17 protein-coding genes are annotated in these 18,194 nt (G+C 50.6%); 11 read left to right on the top strand and 6 right to left on the bottom strand.

Annotated features, from left to right (window positions below):
- Positions 1-24: 24 nt before the first annotated feature.
- A complete protein-coding gene (locus tag H6F93_RS10240; protein WP_242043383.1) occupies positions 25-2,658 on the bottom strand; it encodes a PAS domain S-box protein in 2,634 nt (877 codons plus the stop codon).
- A 303-nt stretch (positions 2,659-2,961) separates the two neighbouring features.
- On the bottom strand, positions 2,962-3,120 hold the full coding sequence (locus H6F93_RS10235) for a hypothetical protein (protein ID WP_190680374.1): 159 nt from the start codon (positions 3,118-3,120) through the stop codon (positions 2,962-2,964).
- Positions 3,121-3,210: 90 nt separating this feature from the next.
- On the opposite strand from H6F93_RS10235, the gene H6F93_RS10230 reads away from it, so the two are divergent.
- The 10 genes from H6F93_RS10230 to H6F93_RS10185 all read left to right on the top strand — a co-directional run bounded on the left by H6F93_RS10230 (position 3,211) and on the right by H6F93_RS10185 (position 11,841).
- A complete protein-coding gene (locus H6F93_RS10230) occupies positions 3,211-3,708 on the top strand; it encodes a GNAT family N-acetyltransferase (protein WP_190680372.1) in 498 nt (165 codons plus the stop codon).
- A 15-nt stretch (positions 3,709-3,723) separates the two neighbouring features.
- The gene (locus tag H6F93_RS10225; RefSeq protein WP_190680370.1) at positions 3,724-4,332 is read left to right on the top strand and encodes a DUF4129 domain-containing protein; all 609 of its coding nucleotides are present in this window, start codon (positions 3,724-3,726) and stop codon (positions 4,330-4,332) included.
- Positions 4,329-5,549: a DUF4350 domain-containing protein gene (locus tag H6F93_RS10220; RefSeq protein ID WP_190680368.1), complete on the top strand. Its 1,221-nt coding sequence runs from the start codon at positions 4,329-4,331 to the stop codon at positions 5,547-5,549. Before H6F93_RS10225 ends, H6F93_RS10220 begins: the two co-directional genes overlap by 4 nt.
- 28 nt (positions 5,550-5,577) lie before the next feature.
- Positions 5,578-6,528: an AAA family ATPase gene (locus H6F93_RS10215; RefSeq protein ID WP_190643539.1), complete on the top strand. Its 951-nt coding sequence runs from the start codon at positions 5,578-5,580 to the stop codon at positions 6,526-6,528.
- Positions 6,525-7,853: a DUF58 domain-containing protein gene (locus H6F93_RS10210; protein WP_190680366.1), complete on the top strand. Its 1,329-nt coding sequence runs from the start codon at positions 6,525-6,527 to the stop codon at positions 7,851-7,853. Before H6F93_RS10215 ends, H6F93_RS10210 begins: the two co-directional genes overlap by 4 nt.
- 143 nt (positions 7,854-7,996) lie before the next feature.
- Positions 7,997-8,338: a hypothetical protein gene (locus H6F93_RS10205; protein ID WP_190643541.1), complete on the top strand. Its 342-nt coding sequence runs from the start codon at positions 7,997-7,999 to the stop codon at positions 8,336-8,338.
- A gap of 74 nt (positions 8,339-8,412) precedes the next feature.
- Entirely contained in the window at positions 8,413-8,661 is a 249-nt protein-coding gene (locus H6F93_RS10200; RefSeq protein WP_190643542.1) for a DUF2281 domain-containing protein, read from the top strand.
- Complete coding sequence (locus H6F93_RS10195; protein WP_190680364.1) at positions 8,662-9,054, top strand: type II toxin-antitoxin system VapC family toxin; 393 nt, start codon at positions 8,662-8,664, stop codon at positions 9,052-9,054.
- Between the two features lie 262 nt (positions 9,055-9,316).
- Positions 9,317-10,774: an Asp-tRNA(Asn)/Glu-tRNA(Gln) amidotransferase subunit GatA gene (gene gatA / locus H6F93_RS10190; RefSeq protein ID WP_190680362.1), complete on the top strand. Its 1,458-nt coding sequence runs from the start codon at positions 9,317-9,319 to the stop codon at positions 10,772-10,774.
- A gap of 161 nt (positions 10,775-10,935) precedes the next feature.
- Positions 10,936-11,841, top strand: a complete 906-nt coding sequence (locus H6F93_RS10185) for an alpha/beta hydrolase (protein ID WP_190680361.1) — start codon at positions 10,936-10,938, stop codon at positions 11,839-11,841.
- A gap of 202 nt (positions 11,842-12,043) precedes the next feature.
- On the opposite strand, the gene H6F93_RS10180 is transcribed toward H6F93_RS10185, so the two are convergent.
- From H6F93_RS10180 to H6F93_RS33965, 4 genes are all read right to left on the bottom strand, one after another.
- The gene (locus tag H6F93_RS10180; RefSeq protein WP_242043382.1) at positions 12,044-12,970 is read right to left on the bottom strand and encodes a phosphate/phosphite/phosphonate ABC transporter substrate-binding protein; all 927 of its coding nucleotides are present in this window, start codon (positions 12,968-12,970) and stop codon (positions 12,044-12,046) included.
- A gap of 16 nt (positions 12,971-12,986) precedes the next feature.
- The gene (pyrG, locus tag H6F93_RS10175) at positions 12,987-14,633 is read right to left on the bottom strand and encodes a CTP synthase (RefSeq protein ID WP_190680360.1); all 1,647 of its coding nucleotides are present in this window, start codon (positions 14,631-14,633) and stop codon (positions 12,987-12,989) included.
- Between the two features lie 316 nt (positions 14,634-14,949).
- On the bottom strand, positions 14,950-15,411 hold the full coding sequence (locus H6F93_RS10170; RefSeq protein ID WP_190680359.1) for a cupin domain-containing protein: 462 nt from the start codon (positions 15,409-15,411) through the stop codon (positions 14,950-14,952).
- Positions 15,412-15,450: 39 nt separating this feature from the next.
- Complete coding sequence (locus tag H6F93_RS33965; protein WP_190680358.1) at positions 15,451-16,275, bottom strand: sigma-70 family RNA polymerase sigma factor; 825 nt, start codon at positions 16,273-16,275, stop codon at positions 15,451-15,453.
- A gap of 100 nt (positions 16,276-16,375) precedes the next feature.
- On the opposite strand from H6F93_RS33965, the gene H6F93_RS10160 reads away from it, so the two are divergent.
- Positions 16,376-18,187 carry an N-acetylmuramoyl-L-alanine amidase gene (locus tag H6F93_RS10160; protein WP_242043381.1) on the top strand — a complete coding sequence of 604 codons (1,812 nt, stop codon included), beginning with the start codon at positions 16,376-16,378 and terminating at the stop codon, positions 18,185-18,187.
- The last annotated feature ends 7 nt before the right edge of the window (positions 18,188-18,194 follow it).

Here is an 18,194-nt window from a genome sequence, read left to right as displayed (position 1 = left end):
AGTAATTGTCCGAATGCTTCGCTCCTATTTTTGCTGCAACACTTGATGAATTGTTCTCACCAATTCCTTGGCAGTGTAAGGTTTGGGCAAAAATGCCTGAATATTGGAGTTTACAGGTTCAGGAATTTGGGTGTTAGACAAAAGCCCGCTGACTGCAATAATCTTTACCTGCGGATCAATTTTTTTGAGTGTGCGAATTGCCGTCATGCCGTCCATTGAGGGCATCATCATATCAATCAACACCAGATTGATTTCATCTTTGCGCTGAACGTATTGGGCGATCGCCTCAATCCCATCAGAAGCGGTTAACACTCGATAATTGTGGCTTTCCAACGAAGCTTGATTCACCTCTCGAATAGCAGCCTCATCATCCACCACTAAAATTAACTCACCTTCACCAGACACAGGTTCATCTTCCTGGACAAACAGGGTCTCAGCCGCCTGCACTGCAGGAATATAGATCTTAAACTGGGTGCCACTGTCAACCGAACTCAAGACCTCTACAAAACCACCGTGACTCTTGACGATGCCAAGCACAGTAGACAGCCCTAAACCTGTTCCCTTACCTAACTCTTTTGTGGTGAAAAAGGGTTCAAAGATTCGATCTAGCGCTTCTGGGGAAATGCCTACTCCCGTATCTGCGACTGAAACCATCACATATGCACCAACCTGAGCATCTAGGTTCATTCGTGTATAGTTTTCATCAATCCACAGATTTGTTGCACTCAGGCTCAGCATTCCTCCGTCCGTCATGGCATCTCGAGCATTCACACAGAGATTCATCAACACCTGGTGGAGTTGCGTTGCATCTCCAGAAACTAGCCACAAATCGTTCGGCAGATCTAAATGAACCTCAATCGACTTGGGAAAAGTTTCTTGAACGATTTGCCGAATTTCTGATATCAAATGTCGGATTTGCAGCACCGTTCGCTTGCCTTCTACACCTCGTGCAAAAGAGAGAACTTGCTTAATTAAAGTTGCACCCCGTTTAGCGCTGTTTTGAATGTTTTCTAACAGCTGCTGTCGTTTGTTCTCCTGAATTTTGGAGTGCATTAGCAACAGTTGTGCTGAGGCCAAAATCGGAGTTAGTTCATTATTCAGATCGTGAGCGATGCCACTAGCCAAGGTGCCGATGCTCTCCATCCGCTGTGCTCGGAGAAACTGTGCTTCAAGCTGTTTTTTCTCGGTAATATCGGTGTTGACCACCAAAACGGCCCTAGGCTGCCCAGACTGGTCGCGCATCAATGTCCAGCGGCTTTCAACCATGATTGATTTGCCGGTTTGAGTCACTTGCTGTAACTCACCTTGCCATTCCCCAGTTTCAACAACGGTTTTGAAGGCAGTAGTGAGTTGAGGTGTGGTGACTGGATTGAGTAACTCGATCGCATTTTGCTCCAAAATTTCTTCTGCTTTCCAGCCATAGAGCCGTTCTGCACCTTTACTCCAAAACAAAATTTGATGGTTTAAGTCACGGACAAAAATCCCATCTGTGGCGACATCGAGCAGAGCAGCTTGTTCACAAATTTTTTGTTCTGCCTGTTTTTGCTCAGTTACATCAGTTTGGAATCCAACGAAGTAGAGCAGTTCACCCGTTTCTGATAAAACTGGAGAAATTTTTAGCTCATTCCAAAAGGGTTGTCCGTCTTTGCGGTAGTTCAGCAGTGTGGTTTTAATTTCTTGCTGTTGAAGAATTGCCTGCCTGAGCTGAGCAACTGTTTGAGCGTCGGTGTCTGCGCCCTGCAAAAAGCGGCAGTTGCGCCCGATGATTTCCTCTGACTCGTATCCTGTGATTCGAGAGAAGGCAGGATTCGCGTAAATAATTGGGTTATCGGGCTGGTTGGGATCGGTGATTAGAATGCCTTCTGAGGTAGCAGCCACAACGCGCGCCAGACGCAGGTTTTCGACTGCTATGTCTCGCATCGCAGCCTCACTGCGTTTACGTTCGGCGATCGCCGCTTGCTGTGCTGCCCAGGTTTGGCGATCGCGCTGCACCCGTTCCCAATAGTTCACAAAGAAGTCAGCCAGTGCAGGCTCACCTTCCGTTAAATCTTTAAAGTAGTTCTGGACTCGTCGATCAGCCTCATAAACCACGTTTGGATTAGACTCCATCCAAATATGGCAGGTTTTAATATAAGCAATAAAAAGAGTTAGATATTGATAGAGGGTCGCTCCCAACAATCGGCGTAGCTCAGTGCGACAACACTCAGCCCGATCATGTTGCAGAGCAATAAAAATTGCGCAGGTTAGGATGCTAGCTTCCAGTCCGGAATTTGGCTCCGGAAACTCTAATAGAGCAGATTGTTTTGCCAAAAAGTCTAAATGCTGGTCAACTTCGGTTTCGATGGGGGGAGAAGACTCCAGCAATTCTAGAATTTGGCACGACTCCATCCCCAATTCAAAAAGGGAACAGCTGTGGCAGATCATGCAGTACGGAACCGCACAAAAGCGAGACAAATAAGCAGAAAGTTTTTCCTTAAATAAGGCAGGCAGTGGATTGTTGACATAAAGCTGAAGAGTCTGATGCCACAAATTTTCTAGCACCAGAGGGTTCTGCATCGCTGGTGCAAAGAAAGGCGGAACAAATCCAAACCGCTGCTGAATTTCTGCCTGAATTTTCTCGCTGTAGTGAGTTTCATTGAACATGCGATGCTGAAGCAAGGGGTTAGGCCTCGCCGTTATCGCGTGAGGCTGGGTTGTTTTCATTCGCTTGTGTTGGAAAAACTTGTGGTTAGAAGCAGTTGAAATTGCTATTAGAAATCAGCAGAACTCAATAGCAATTGCTCTCCCAATTGAGAATTTTGTAGATGGGGCAAAACCGTCAAACTCGGGAGATTAACAAAACCAAGTAAAACAGATACTACTGCGACTTAAATGAACCAAAGGAGCGCTGGGCAAACTGACCTCTGATCGTTTCTAAGGCTGTTTTGGATGCAGCCTATAGAAAGTGTCAAGAACGGTGAGTCAAACTGTAGGGAAAGGGCGATCGCTCAACCACAGGACGAGTGGCACAGGAAAAGTGGAAGAGAAGTGGCACTCGGTGAGTGAGATGCTTAGATTCATCTCATGCAGCCATCTTTCGATGGAGAAGTGAATGGAACTTATCTGTCTTTCTCTATCCATAGTAGTAGATCCGCCCCTGGGAACTATACAAACCAACTCTCTTTGTAAATATCCTTAAAATTTGGACGCTCTTCGTAATATCTTTTTCTTATGAAGCTGCAAACCGGCACTATAAGCCACCTTGACTTCATTCTCAGCCAAGAAGCCCGTAAAAAATTTAGCAGATTTATTCTCAGTTGGAGTCGGGACAAGCATCTGCAAAATTTACAAGACCCGGATAAGCATTACCTGATTATTAAAACTGATCTGGATGTAGGGATAGAAGCGATCGCAGGTTATACCATCCTGTCTGGGCTTCAGTCTCCTCACCGCAACATTGAGTTGACTCGAATTGTGATCGCAGAACCAGGGAAAGGATTCGGCAAAACAGCATTGAAGCTGATTCAAAAGCGCGTTTTTGAGGAATATCAGGCGCATCGACTGTGGTTAGATGTGTTTGAGGATAACCAGCGTGCCCGATGGGTCTATGAATCTGTTGGCTTTAAGCAGGAAGGACTCCTACGAGAAGCCGTTCGGCGAGGGGAGTCCTACGATTCGCTGGTCATCATGTCTATCCTGGAGCAGGAATATTTCTCGCGCCTAGTGTAAATTAGCAGTTGCAATATGGTCGGAGCAAACGAAACTGAGACAGCGGGCGAATTTCAGAAGAATAGTCTGGGTTGGCAACTTCAGCAGGCGCAGCAACGGGTTGGAGAATTCATCGAACGATTGCTGTTTGGCAACGACCCAAATCGTCAGCCAGTCCTTGATTGGTCACTACCTGACTGGTTGCTAGAAGGACTATTTTGGCTGCTCGTGATTGCTCTAGTCGGCTGGGCAGGCTGGCAACTTTACAAATTGCTCAATCCTTACCTTTATCCTGCCGTGCGACTGGGGCGATCGCCCGCTCCATCAACCGACGCTCAACCCCAAATCTTAACCATTTCAGAGTGGTTGGGGCGATCGCGCACTGCCCAGCAGCAAGGAGACTACCGCGAAGCCTGTCGCTGTCTCTACATGGCAATGCTGCAAAACTTGAACGACAAAGAACTGATCCTGCAGCAGTTGAGCCGCACCGATGGCGAATATTTGCGTCTGGTGCAGACGCTCAACCCACCTCAGCCCTATCAAACGCTGATTCGCACCCATGAACAACTCTGCTTTAGCGACACTGCGATCTCATCCGACACATTTGAGCGCTGCTGGCAGGCTTACCAGGAGATTCAGCCATGATCAAGAAATATCGGCTGTGGTTGGGCGTTGTGCTGGTTCTGATTGTGCTCACTCTGGTTTTTGCTCCCCGCACTAGCCGCCTGATGCAAGGCTCAACCTATAGCCGATCGCCCGATGGCTATGGAGCCTGGTATGCCTACATGCAAGAGCGGGGCACTCCCGTGCAGCGTTGGCAAAGACCGCTTGAGGAATTGCTTGAACCGCAACCTGGAACTGACAATCCTGATACGGTGCCAATTCGTTTCCCCAGAGTTGATGATCCAGCGATGGATGCTCCGGAGATGGATAACACATTAGCGCAAGCAGCGCCGGCTACCCCAATGACGCTGGTGCAAGTCAGCAGTGGGTTGCCTCTGAATCTGTTTGATGGGGATTGGATCGCTCAGGGCAATGTATTGGTGCTGTTAGGCGTGAGGGGAACGGTCACAGCAGCCCCATTCAGTTCGACGCTGGAAAGTTCGGCAGGTGGTGTCAAAGTTGAGACGAGCCGCCGTTCGCTGCAAACCCAATCTTTTTCTGCACCTGGAATGAACGAGTGGGAATTTGAGGATTTGCTGAGAGATGGCCACGGAGCCATTGTCTGGCAAGAAACAGTGGGACGGGGGCGCATCATTCTTTCTACTTCGTCCCATCTTGCTGCCAATGCCTACCAGAATGAGCCAGGAAATTTTGAGTTTTTGGCGCAACTGCTGACGGAAATTGGTAATCCGATTTGGGTGGACGAATATTCTCACGGCTACAAAGATGAAGCGGCGATCGCCCAGGAAAATTCAGAAAACATCCTCCTCTACCTGGCAAAAACGCCGCTGTTGCTCCTGGCGGTACAGGCAGGGATCATGCTGCTGGTGTTGTTTTTGGGACATCGGCGGTTGGGACCAGCGATCGCCCTAGAAACTCCCCCTCTAGACAACAGCACAGCTTACATTCAAGCAATGGCAGGCGTTTTACAAAAAGCCAACTCTAGTAAGTTTGTGGTAGAAATGGTCGGCAAAGCAGAGCAACTGAATGTGCAGCGATCGCTCGGCTTGGGCAACGATTTACTGGAGCCAAAGGTCGTTGCTGCTGCCTGGACCCAGCAAACCGGACGACCCGCCGCCGAGTTAGCAGAAATCTTCGATTTAGCTGATAATCATGCTCAGATCAGCGAACGGGAGTTGCTAGTTTGGTTGGATAAGGTGAGGACAATGCGTCGTCACCTACCCAATTCAGTTATTTAAGTCAATTATTCAAATCAGAATCCAGCTTGTGAACGACTCCAACACGACCTTTATTCGTCTCGGTAAAGCCCTCAGCCAAATTGTGGTGGGTCAGCCCAATCTGGTTCAAGAACTGATGGTTGCACTCCTATCAGGTGGGCATGTGATTTTGGAAGGCGTACCCGGTACAGGCAAAACGCTGCTTGTCCGGGCGCTGGCGCGACTGGTAAAGGCAGATTTCCGGCGAATTCAACTTACGCCTGACGTGCTGCCCTCTGACATTCTGGGTACCAACATCTTTGACCTGAATACGCGTAACTTCACGCTAAAGCAAGGGCCCGTTTTTACCGAAATTCTGCTGGCAGATGAGATTAACCGCACTCCGCCCAAAACTCAGGCAGCCCTGCTAGAAGCAATGGAAGAACAGCAGGTAACGCTCGACGGGCAAAGCCTGCCCCTGCCAGATCTGTTTTGGGTGATCGCGACGCAAAACCCGCTGGAGTTTGAAGGCACCTACCCCTTGCCCGAAGCGCAACTCGATCGCTTCTTGTTTAAGCTAATTGTGGACTACCCAGAACCCAAAGCCGAAAAGCAAATGCTGCTCAATGCTCAAGCCGGGCTGCAAACTAAGCGGCTCGACCTGGTAGAGCTAAAGCCCCTGGCAACGGTGGCAGACGTATTAGCGGCGCGTCAGGCAATTCGCTCGATTCAAGTCGCTGAGAATTTGCTGGACTACTTGCTGGGGCTGGTTCACCGCACCCGCAAACACCCCGACCTGGCGCTGGGCGCGTCTCCCCGTTCAGCAGTGGCGTGGCTTCAGGCAAGCAAGGCAAGGGCCTGGCTGTCGGGCAGAGACTACGTCACGCCCGATGATGTGAAGGCGATCGCCTCTCCCCTACTGCGTCACCGTCTGATCCTGCGTCCCGAAGCCCAACTTGACGGACTCCAGTTGGATGGCGTGGTGTCTTCTTTGCTGAATCAGGTGGCGGTGCCGCGATGATCCCTGCTCCTCGCGTTTACCAATTGCTCTTGCTTGGAACTGGGGTAGGGCTGGGTCTAGCTGCTTTTGGCAGTGGCAATACCCGTCCAGCGTTGCTGCTGGTTGCATTAGGGCTCACCCTGACCTGGGATGTCCTGATCCTGGGCTTGGCTTTTTGGGATAGCCAGCGCGTCAAATCCAGTCAGGTGAAGGTATCTCGTGAGTCACTCCAGCGGCTCTCAATTGGGCAGGAAAATCCAGTTCGGTTAACAGTGAAGTTGGGCGATCGCCCCGCTACCTTGCAAATCCGTGACTTTTACCCACCAGAATTTACTGCCACTCCACCGCTGCTGGAACTGACGCTACCGCCCAACCGCGAGGAGGAAGTCACCTACACTGTTTTTCCGGCAAAGCGAGGTGAATATCTGTTTGGCAATATTCAGGTGCGACAGCTTGGAGCCTGGGGACTGGCATGGCACAGTTGGCGCATTCCTCAACCGCAAACAGTAGCCGTCTATCCTGATTTGCTAGGGCTGCGATCGCTCTCCCTGCGACTGTCCCTGCAAAACAGCGGCAACATTCGTCGAGCAAAACGGTTGGGCATGGGCACCGAGTTTGCGGAGTTGCGAGAATACAGCACAGGCGATGATCCCCGCCTAATTGACTGGAAAGCGACTGCTCGTCGAAGTCGGCTGCTGCTGCGCGTATTGGAACCAGAGCAAGAACAAACGCTGATGATCTTGCTTGACCGGGGACGGCTGATGACGGCTCAGGTGAAGGGATTGGCTCGATTTGACTGGGGGCTGAACGCAGCTCTTTCACTAGCATTAGCGGGATTGAATCGGGGCGATCGCGTCGGTATCGGCGTATTCGATCGGCAGATGCAGGTCTGGGTGCCCCCGGAACGTGGACAAACCCAACTCACCAAACTCATCGAACGCCTCACGCCCATTCACCCTGTGTTGCTAGAACCCGACTATCTTGGAGCCATCACCCACGTCACCAGTCAGCACACTCGCCGCGCCCTGGTCGTTTTAATCACCGATCTGGTAGACAAAACCGCCTCGTCAGAGCTGCTGCTCTCGATGGGTCGCTTGGCTCCCCGCTATCTGCCCTTTTGCGTCACGCTGCGCGATCCCCAAATTGATGTGCAGGCTCACACCTTGACTCAAGATATTCCTGGCACCTATGCCCGTGCGGTTGCTTTAGATTTGCTAGCACAGCGTCAGGTAGCATTGGCAACTCTCAAGCAAAGAGGCGTGTTAATTCTGGATGCACCTGCTAATCAGATTACGGAACAACTGGTCGATCGCTATCTACAACTGAAAGCGCGCAGTCAATTGTAGAAGGTTGAAGGTGGGCGATCGCAGATAGGATCGAAGTAATACCAATTCTCCAAATTGAACTACACATAGATACTCTTGTAGGGGCGTTTCGCGAAACGCTCTATTAAAGTGTCAAAACAAAAAGAAAATATGGAGAAAAAACTATGAATAACTACCAGAACGCTGTATCAATTCTTATAAGATTTGACGCTCTTGGTTATATAGAAGGTATCCAAAGCATCAAAAAATCGATAAAGAATAATCCAATCATTGCAGAAAGATGGGCGGATTTTGTCTCAATTATTCAGAATCGAGAACTTGAACCTGATCAGCCATTAACTCTCGTAAATGATATGGCAAATCAAGTGATTTACGAGAATCCTGATGAGGAAGCCTATGTCTGGCTTGATAGAATGATTCAGAATGTAGAGCGGGAGGATAATGGTCTTGATCCGTACATAAAGCCAGAAGATGACCACACTAGTGAGTTCAAGCGCTACAGATAATGCAAAGCTTTTACAGCAATCAATTTCGCAGATAGGATCGAAGTAAGAATGATCAGTCCTTCAAAGTTTCAACTATGAGCATTGCTGAACAAATTTACGAACTCGTCAAAGCCCTTCGTCCAGATGAAGCCAGTGAGATTTTAGATTTCGCTAAATCCGTTCAAGCTAGACACCTAAACGTCAACAAATCAACCGATACAGCGACTCAAAATGCTTGGATAGAGCTAGTTGAATCTCTTGCTGGAAGTTGGGGCGAAGACTTTCCGAAGCTGGAAGACATTCGTGCTGTATCTGAGCAGGACATCTTGCGGGAGAGCCTCTAAATGTATGTTTTGGATACCAATACCTTGATTTATTACTTCAAGGGTCAGGGGCAAGTTGCTCAGAATTTCATTAAAGTCGCTCCCCAACAAATTGGTATTCCGACAATCGTTCTCTTTGAACTGCAAGTTGGTATTGCAAAATCGACTTCTCCTACGAAACGCATTCAACAACTTCAACAGCTTTTAAGTCACGTTAGCTTAATTTCATTCGATCGAGAGGCGGCTCTTTATGCTGCTACGATTCGCGCTCAGTTAGAGCAACAAGGAATTCCGATTGGACAAATAGATGTTTTAATCGCAGGGACAGCCATAGCACTTCAGGCAACTCTCGTCACTCACAACATCAATGAATTTGGCAGAGTACCGGGACTTGCGATCGCAGATTGGTATTGAATTTGGTTTCTATTCCTCCAACTCTGACATCCGGAGAGCGATCGCCTACTCAAGAACAATTTCTAAACGTGAACCAGAGTTCCCCTAATTGGCTTCAAAATCTACTAGAGTGAAGTTTGGCATACGGCATTTTCGGCTAAAACAGGTCGAATCCGTATAGGCGAAACGATTGGCTCTGCTGTTGCAAGTTGACCGTGAGCCAAAATTGCTTTGAATGCTTGCCCTAAACTGTTAAATCTGAACCGCTAATTGAGGTTGTTGCATGTCATCGATCCGCGAACTGCATCGCCAGCTAACCCATAAGGAACGTTCTGCTGTCGAAATTACGCAGGAAGCTCTAGAGCGCATCCAGGCACTAGAGCCAAAACTGCACAGTTTTTTGCATGTGACGGCAGACCACGCACTGGAGCAGGCGCGAAAGGTAGATGCCAAAATTGCAGCGGGTGAGGAAATTTCGCCGCTAGCTGGAATCCCGATTGGGATCAAAGACAACCTGTGTACGCGAGGCATTCCAACAACTTGCGCCTCTCGAATTTTGGAGAATTTTGTGCCGCCTTACGAATCTGCTGTCACTGAAAAGCTAACGGCAGCAGGGGCAGTGATGGTCGGTAAGACGAACCTGGATGAGTTTGCGATGGGTAGCTCTACCGAAAACTCGGCGTTTCAAGTGACGGCGAATCCCTGGGATCTGGAGCGGGTACCGGGTGGTTCCTCGGGTGGTTCGGCGGCAGCGGTTGCAGGCGGGGAATGTGTGGTAGCGCTGGGGTCTGACACGGGTGGCTCGATTCGCCAGCCTGCATCGTTGTGCGGCATTGTGGGCATGAAGCCAACCTACGGGCTGGTGTCGCGCTATGGGCTGGTTGCCTATGCGTCTTCGCTGGATCAAATTGGCCCGTTTGGTCGGTCGGTGGAAGATGCAGCGATTTTGTTAGGGGCGATCGCCGGTCATGATCCCAGGGATGCAACCAGCCTCAAGGTTCCCATTCCTGACTATGCCAGTGCGCTGAAGCCTGACTTAAAGCCCAGACGCAAGCTTAAAATCGGTGTAATCCAAGAAACTTTTGGGCAAGGCTTAGATCCAACAGTCGAGGCGACAGTAACAAAAGCAGTAGAACAATTGCAATCGCTGGGGGCAGAGATCCAGGTTGTTTCTTGTCCGCAGTTTCGCTATGGTTTGCCGACCTATTACATCATTGCGCCTTCAGAAGCGTCAGCAAATTTGGCACGATATGACGGCGTAAAGTATGGCTTCCGTACAAAAGATCCAGATAACTTGCTGTCGATGTATACCAAGACTCGCGCTCAAGGTTTTGGGGCAGAGGTAAAGCGGCGAATTATGATCGGCACGTACACGCTTTCAGCTGGCTATTACGATGCCTATTACCTGAAAGCGCAAAAGGTACGAACGCTGATCAAACAGGACTTTGAACAGGCGTTTGGGAAAGTGGATATTTTAGTGTGTCCTACCAGTCCCACCACCGCGTTTAAGGCTGGTGATAAGACCGCTGATCCACTGAGCATGTACCTAACTGACCTAATGACGATTCCGGTAAATCTAGCTGGGTTACCCGCCATTAGCTTACCTTGTGGATTTGACGATCAGGGGTTGCCGATTGGGCTGCAGCTGATTGGCAATGTACTCCGTGAAGACTTGCTGCTGGAGGTTGCTTACTGCTATGAGCAATCGACTTCCTGGCATCAGCGATCGCCTCAGCTCTAAGGAGCAACGGGTCATTTTTGCTAGTTCCCAAGCTGGGGTTTGGGAACCGGGAATCCTTGATTTCCAATCCTTGACCCCAATCCCCAATTTCAGCTAGAACGCTTTAGATTAGAAGAGTTTGTAATCTGGACCCTAAACCCAAAGCCATTACAATCGGGATCATGGTTAAAGCACTGTCACCGTTCCTGAAGGTTTTTCTGGCTGTGGCGAGTCTTGTGGCGATCGCCTACACTGCGACTTGTGTTTATTTGTTCATGCGGCAGACCCGTATGATCTTTTTTCCGTCGCCCTATATCCAGACGACGCCGAGGGAGTTTAACCTGCCCTACGAGGAGGTTTGGATTCCGGTTGCTGGGGATGGGGATGAAACCGAGAGAATTCATGGCTGGTGGATTCCGGCGCAGTCGGAGCGGGTTTTGCTCTATTTGCATGGGAATGGGTCTAACATTGGCGCAAATGTGGCTCAGGCAAACCGGTTTCACGAGTTGGGGTTTTCGGTGTTGCTGATTGACTATCGCGGCTATGGCAAGAGTGATGGCGATTTTCCAACGGAAGCTTCTGTTTATACAGATGCTCAAGCTGCCTGGGATCATCTGATTCAATTAGGAATTTCGCCGGAGCAAACTTTTATCTATGGGCATTCGTTGGGGGGGGCGATCGCCATCAACTTAGCAACGCAAAACTCTAATGCGGCTGGGTTAATTGTGCAAAGCTCGTTTACTTCAATGCGCCAGATGGCAAGCTATGCCAAAAATTTGGAGATTTTTCCGCTGGATCTGCTGTTGACTCAGCGATTTGACTCTTTGCAAAAGCTACAGGCGAATGGCTCATCTGGGGAGAAGCTGCTGCAGGTGCCAGTATTGTTCATTCACGGAATTGCCGATACTCAGGTGCCTTCTGCGATGAGTGAGGCGCTGTATGCTGCTGCACCGGAGCCAAAGCAAATCTGGTTAGTGCCGAATGCGGGACACAATGATGTGGCGGATGTAGCGGGTTCAGAATATCTTCAGGTGGTGCGGCGGTTTGTTGAGCGGGCAAGTGTGGTGAGTCTTCAGTCGCAGGACTGATGGTGTTCTGAAGTCGATTTTTTGAATTCTGTTTCTCGATTTAAGCTTTTGGGGCTTTGCCCCCAAACCCCCACTGGGGGACGGGCTCGTCCCCCAGACCCCCTCCGCAAGGGTCTAGGATGGGTGGCATGACGCGCTTCGCATCGGTGGGTGGCAAGGGTCCTTTGCATTGCCCCCACCTAAGAATTCATACCCTACACCCCTAGCCCCTAATACCTTCCGCCGTCAAAACTGCTGGTTTCTCTCGAATGCGAGATTCGATTGGCTGAATTTTTTCGATGAGTTCGATAAGTTGGCTGTAGTCGGGTAGGGGGACGTTGGGGATGTAGCCGGAGTCGCCGATGATGTTAGAGGGGGCTTGCTGCATGGCGGTTTCGATTTGCTGCTGCTGGTTGCGCTCTACGGTGGGCGCTAGCAAAACGGAGCCGGGGGGGATGGGGCGGCTGGTATGCAGGACTCGAAATTTGGTGTCGCGAAATTGGCTTCGGAGGTTTTGAAAGTCGTCTTCGGATAAGGCTCCGGCAGCGATCGCCCCTTCATCTAACCATTCCAAAATGGTTTTTGGGGTGGGGGCAAGACGCACTTCAGCTAGCGTTAATCCATACAGATCGTAGAGCGGTAGATAATAGCCTGCGGCGGAGCCGGGTTCTCCTAATGCGATTGTCCGATTGGCGAGGTCGCCAAGGGTTTGAATCTGGCTTTCGTCCCGCACGACGATGACCGATCGCAGGTTGTTGATGCCCTGCATGGTGAAGAGGGGAACGTATTGCTGGCTGCCGATGGCGATCGCTGCCAACCCCGGTGAGGCAAACACCATTGACCAGACCTGCCGCTGAATCTGCTCAACGGCAGCAAGTTCGTTAAAGGCGGGTTCTAGTTCTACGATGGCGCGGGTTTGTCCTGCCAGGTACTCTCTAAAGCGCTCGTATTTTTCTACTGTGTCGGCTGTGTCGTAGCTAATAATGCCGACCACCAATTTGCCAGCCGGATCGGCTGAGTCGTGGGTACAGCCGCTTAACCACAACCCGAGGGTGAGAGCCAGCATCAACAAAGACACCAGCAGCAAGCGACGACGAAACAAGCGCTGCTTTTTAGCATCGATTTTGGAAGGGCGGCGGGGAGTCGGCAAAGCTTAACCTCGTTTATTAACTAAGCTCAGCGCTGAGGGAGGGTTCTAAGGAGAGTTGGGCTGTTCCAGTGTGGGCGATCGCCGCCTCCACAAAACCTCTAAACAAGGGATGGGGGCGGCTGGGGCGTGACTGAAACTCTGGGTGAAACTGAGTAGCGATGAAGAACGGATGACCGGGAAGCTCAACAATTTCAACGAGCCGTCCGTCGGGTGAGGTGCCACTGATGGCATAGCCTGATTCCAAGAAGAGATTGCGGTAAGCGTTGTTGAACTCATAGCGATGGCGATGCCGCTCATAGATTACCTCTTCCTGGTAAAGGCGGTCTGCCAAAGTATTGGGAGCAATACGACAGGCATAAAGCCCCAGTCGCATCGTGCCGCCCAGGTCTACCACGTCCTGCTGTTCGGGCAGCAGGTTGATGACTTTGTTTCTAGATTCAGCATCAAACTCGGCACTGTTGGCATCTTCCAGCCCAACGACATGGCGCGCCCATTCAATTACCGAACACTGCATTCCCAGGCACAATCCTAAGAATGGAATTCTGCGATCGCGCACATATTCAACCGCAGCAATCTTGCCGTTGATGCCACGAGTGCCAAACCCACCGGGTACGATAACCCCATCAACACCCTGCAAATATTCAGCCGCGTCATGCGTTTCCAGTTCTTCTGAGTTGACCCAGCGCAGGTTGAGATCACCGCCCATCGCGATCGCCGCATGACGCAACGCCTCCACCACCGATAGGTAAGCATCGCTCAGCCTCACATACTTACCCACAATCGCAATCTCAATCGGGTGCTTAGGGCGATAGAGCCGAGCGACCAGCGTTTGCCACTGCGTCAGTTCTGGTTCTCGCTGCGGCAAATTTAACAAACTCAAAGCCTGTTGTGCCAAGCCCTCCTGCTCCATCATCAGCGGCACTTCATAAATGCTGCCTGCATCCTGTGAGGTAATCACACACTCGGCTGACACATCACAAAACTCCGACAGCTTTTGCTTGAGTCCAGGTGGAAGGGGGCGATCGCTGCGACAAACCAAAATGTCTGGCTGAATTCCAATCGAACGCAACTCCTTCACCGAATGCTGCGTCGGCTTCGTCTTCATCTCTCCCGCCGACGGAATCCAGGGAATCAGCGTCACGTGCATATAAACTACATTTTGCCGTCCCACATCCTTCCGAAACTGGCGAATCGCCTCCAAGAACGGCAGCGACTCAATGTCCCCCACCGTCCCCCCAATTTCTGTAATCACCACATCCGGATTCGTATTCTTCGCCACCCGCAGAATCCGTTCCTTAATCTCATTCGTGATATGGGGAATCACCTGCACCGTGCCCCCCATATAGTCACCCCGCCGCTCCTTATTGAGCACCGCCTGATAGATCGAGCCAGTCGTCACACTATTGAGCCGCGACATCGACGTATCCGTAAACCGCTCATAGTGACCTAAATCTAGATCAGTCTCCGCCCCATCCTCCGTGACAAACACCTCACCATGCTGAAACGGACTCATCGTACCCGGATCAACATTAATGTAAGGGTCAAGCTTGAGAATCGACACCGAGTAATCTCGCGACTTCAGCAACCGCCCCAAACTCGCCGCCACAATCCCCTTTCCAATACTGGAAACCACGCCGCCCGTAACAAATACAAACCTAGTCATAGAAGTGAGAAGTTAGGAATTAAAAATGCAGAGCTGGTAGACAAAGCTTAAGAAATTCAGACCATGTCCATAACCCATTCATTGTGCCATAGGCGCTTCTGATTGCCAGGAAACAGACAGCTTTTCTTTGAATTCACCTATGCAACAGAGCACAGCAAAACCTTGCCGCCCACCGATGCGAAGCGCGCCAGGACACCCATCTCCAATCCCTTGCGGAGGGGGTCTGGGGGACGCGCTTCGTCCCTCAGTGGGGGTTTGGGGGCTAGCCCCCAAAAAAGGACTTAGCTAGAGTCAACAATTTCTAAACAGCAACAGCTTAATCCTCAAACACACTTCCATCCTTGCGTGTAAAGACCCACCCCCGATCGCTGTGCTTTGCCAGCAAATCATCATCCGGGTAAACCCCCTGATCATCAGGCGTGCGATCGCCCACCTCCAAATAAACCGCCACCTGATCAGAACGATTCACTAAATGATGACCATTCGCCTCACCCGCCGGAAACCCCGCCGCCATTCCAGCCGTGAGAATTTGCTCACCCGCATCTGTAATCAACGTCAGTTCACCTGACAACACATAGATAAACTCATCCTGCTTGGTATGCCAATGTCGCAGCGCAGACTGCCCCCCAGGCTGAAGCGTCACCTGATTCACCCCAAAATTCGTCAAACCCACTGCATCCCCCAACCGTTGCTTTAGTCGTCCTGACACCCTTGGCTTGAACAAGTCAGGATAATTGGAACCTTGCCTAATTGGGACATTTTTCGGGTCAATAATCATCGCAATTTTGAGGTTAACGGTAGGGAGAGCAACCTGGATTCAGTCACTCAACTTGCCTGAATCCATCAGTTTCGCAACTTCCTCCTGCGTCAGGGGAGATGGAGGAATCTTGCCACTAAGAATTTGATTACAAATATCAACACATGCATTGCAGATGAAAACACCTGGACCTGCAATCAGAGTATCAACTTGTTCACTATTTTTGCGACAAAACGAACAGCAGGGTTCCAGCTTAGGTTGAGAAGAAGTATTTGTAGTCATAGTTTGAATCTCCTGGAATGAATTAGGTTGACTTTGATCTTGAAGAAGCGATAACTGCTCTCTCAGTTGATGACGAGATTTATGTAAACGCCCTTTCACAGCACTGATCGAAATCTTTAAACGATTTGCCACTTCTTGCAGGCTGAACTGCTCATGGTAGAAGAGTAGAATTGCCGAGCGATTCTTCGGGGATAAAGTATCAACTGCTTCTAGCAACGCAGTTTGAAGTTCTTCCCGTTCTACTACTAGCTGAGGGTCAGATGAACTGCCCTCGGTCACTGGCAGCTCATCTACCAAATTCCCTACCGTCACCTCAAGGGAAAAACAGATTACCTTACGGCGGCGCAAGTCATTCCGACAAATATTCAGAACAATGCCATAGAGCCAACTCTTAAAGCGGGTTGGGTCATTCAGTTTTTGTAGTGACAGATAAGCTTGTAGCATTGCATCTTGCACAAGCTCCTGAGCCAAGTCTCGATCACCGATGATTTGCGTAGCAAGGCGTTGTGCCATGGGTTGATAACGCAACACTAGCTGACCAAATGCAGCTTTATTTCCCTGCTGTGAAAGAAGAACTAACTCCAAATCACTTTGTTCGGACACGCTTCTCTCGCTAAACAACTCTACTGATTAATAGTGGTAGGGTGGGAAAAAAAAGTTACTCACCGTTCAGCAGTGCGTTTTTAGTTTATAGTCCAGACTCATGAGTTCAGTTAGGTCAGGTATGGGCAGGTTCAGCAGCTTCACGTGGAGTACAGGCATCAGCTTCATGTCAATCATGGGAACGGCAGGAATGGTAGGAACAGCGGCGATCGCCCAGACAAACCAACCCTTATCCGTCGTCTACCCACCCAATAACCACGAAACCACCGCCAACCAAATCTTTCTCATTGGCACCGCCCCAGCCGAAGGTGAAGTTGAGGTAAATGGGGAAGCGATCGCCCGCAGCCCCGCCGGACACTTTGCCCCCAGCTTGCCGCTACAGCTTGGCGAAAACGTGTTTACCTTGCGCTACCAGGATCAGGAATTAGTGATTCGGGTTAATCGCGTTTCCGCCGATCCGCCTGCACCCGTCGGAACAGCCTTTGCCGAAGGATCACTTACCCCTGCCGTGGATATTTCCCGACAGCCCAACGAACCGATTTGCTTTAGTGCGATCGCCCCCACCAACGCCACCGTTTCCGTCAGCTTGGGCAATCAAACCATTCCGCTTTTGCCCCAAAACACTACCGATCTACCGCCCAACTCTGCCGTTCTAACGCTGCAAAACCAGCCTGTCACAGCTACCGCCAATACCTATCAGGGATGTGGCGCAACAACCCAGATAGGCAACTTAGGGCAACCCCAATTTGAGCTAACCCTGAACGGCGAAACGGTTCGCCAGCAAGCCCCTGGAACCGTAGAAATCCTTTCCCCTGTGCAATTTCAGGTCGTGGAAGTAACTGCCGCTTCCGGCACCGCCCGTACTGGACCCAGCACTGACCATTCCCGCCTTACCCCTCTACCCACCGGAACTAGAGCCACCGTCACCGGACGAGAAGGCGAATGGTATCGCCTCGACTACGGAGCCTGGATTCGAGCAACAGAAATCCAGATTTCCGAGAGTCCCGTGCCACCGCGATCGCTGATTCGCAGTATTCGGGCTGAACAGCTTAGCGATCGCACTCAGATTACCTTTCCGCTCCAGGTGCCCGTCCCCGTTAGCGTCAACCAGGGCAGCGACACCTTTACCCTGACGCTCCACAACACCACTGCTCAGACGGACACCATTCTACTCAACGATGATCCCTTAATTGAACGGCTGGCCTGGCAGCAGATTTCCCCTGACCAAATCCAATACACCTTTCAGCTCAAAACCAAACAGCAGTGGGGCTACGAATTGGCGTATGAAGGCACCAGTTTAGTCTTGTCCCTGCGACATCCACCTGAGATAGCGAACAACAGAAGCCAACCCCTTGCCGGAATCAGCATCCTAATCGATCCAGGGCACGGTGGACCTGAAGATTTAGGGTCACGTGGGCCAACGGGCTATCCCGAAAAAGAGATAAACCTGGTGATGGCGAACCTGATTCGCGATCGCTTAATCGCACGCGGAGCCACGGTTTACATGACCCGCGAAGGTGACGCAGACTTGTATCCGCAAGACCGAGTAGATTTGATTAACCAATTGGAGCCAGCGATCGCTCTCAGCATTCACTACAACGCCCTACCCGATTCTGGTGACGCAGCCAACACCGCCGGAATCGGCACCTTTTGGTACCACCCTCAAGCGCACAGCCTAGCCGTATTTCTGCACAACCATCTGGTTGAAACTCGCGATCGCCCCTCTTATGGTATCTTCTGGAATAATTTGGCACTCACCCGTCCCAGCATTGCTCCCTCCGTACTGCTAGAACTCGGCTTCATGATCAACCCCACAGAATTTGAGTGGATCGTTGACCCAGAGGAACAGGAGCAGTTGGCGGAGGCGATCGCAGAGGGCATTACTGGATGGTTTCAGACATCAGAAGAATGATCAAACG

The sequence above is a fragment of the Leptolyngbya sp. FACHB-671 genome, from assembly GCF_014695745.1.
Taxonomy (GTDB): Bacteria; Cyanobacteriota; Cyanobacteriia; order Elainellales; family Elainellaceae; genus JAAUTN01.
This window is presented reverse-complemented; position numbering and strand designations above follow the sequence as displayed.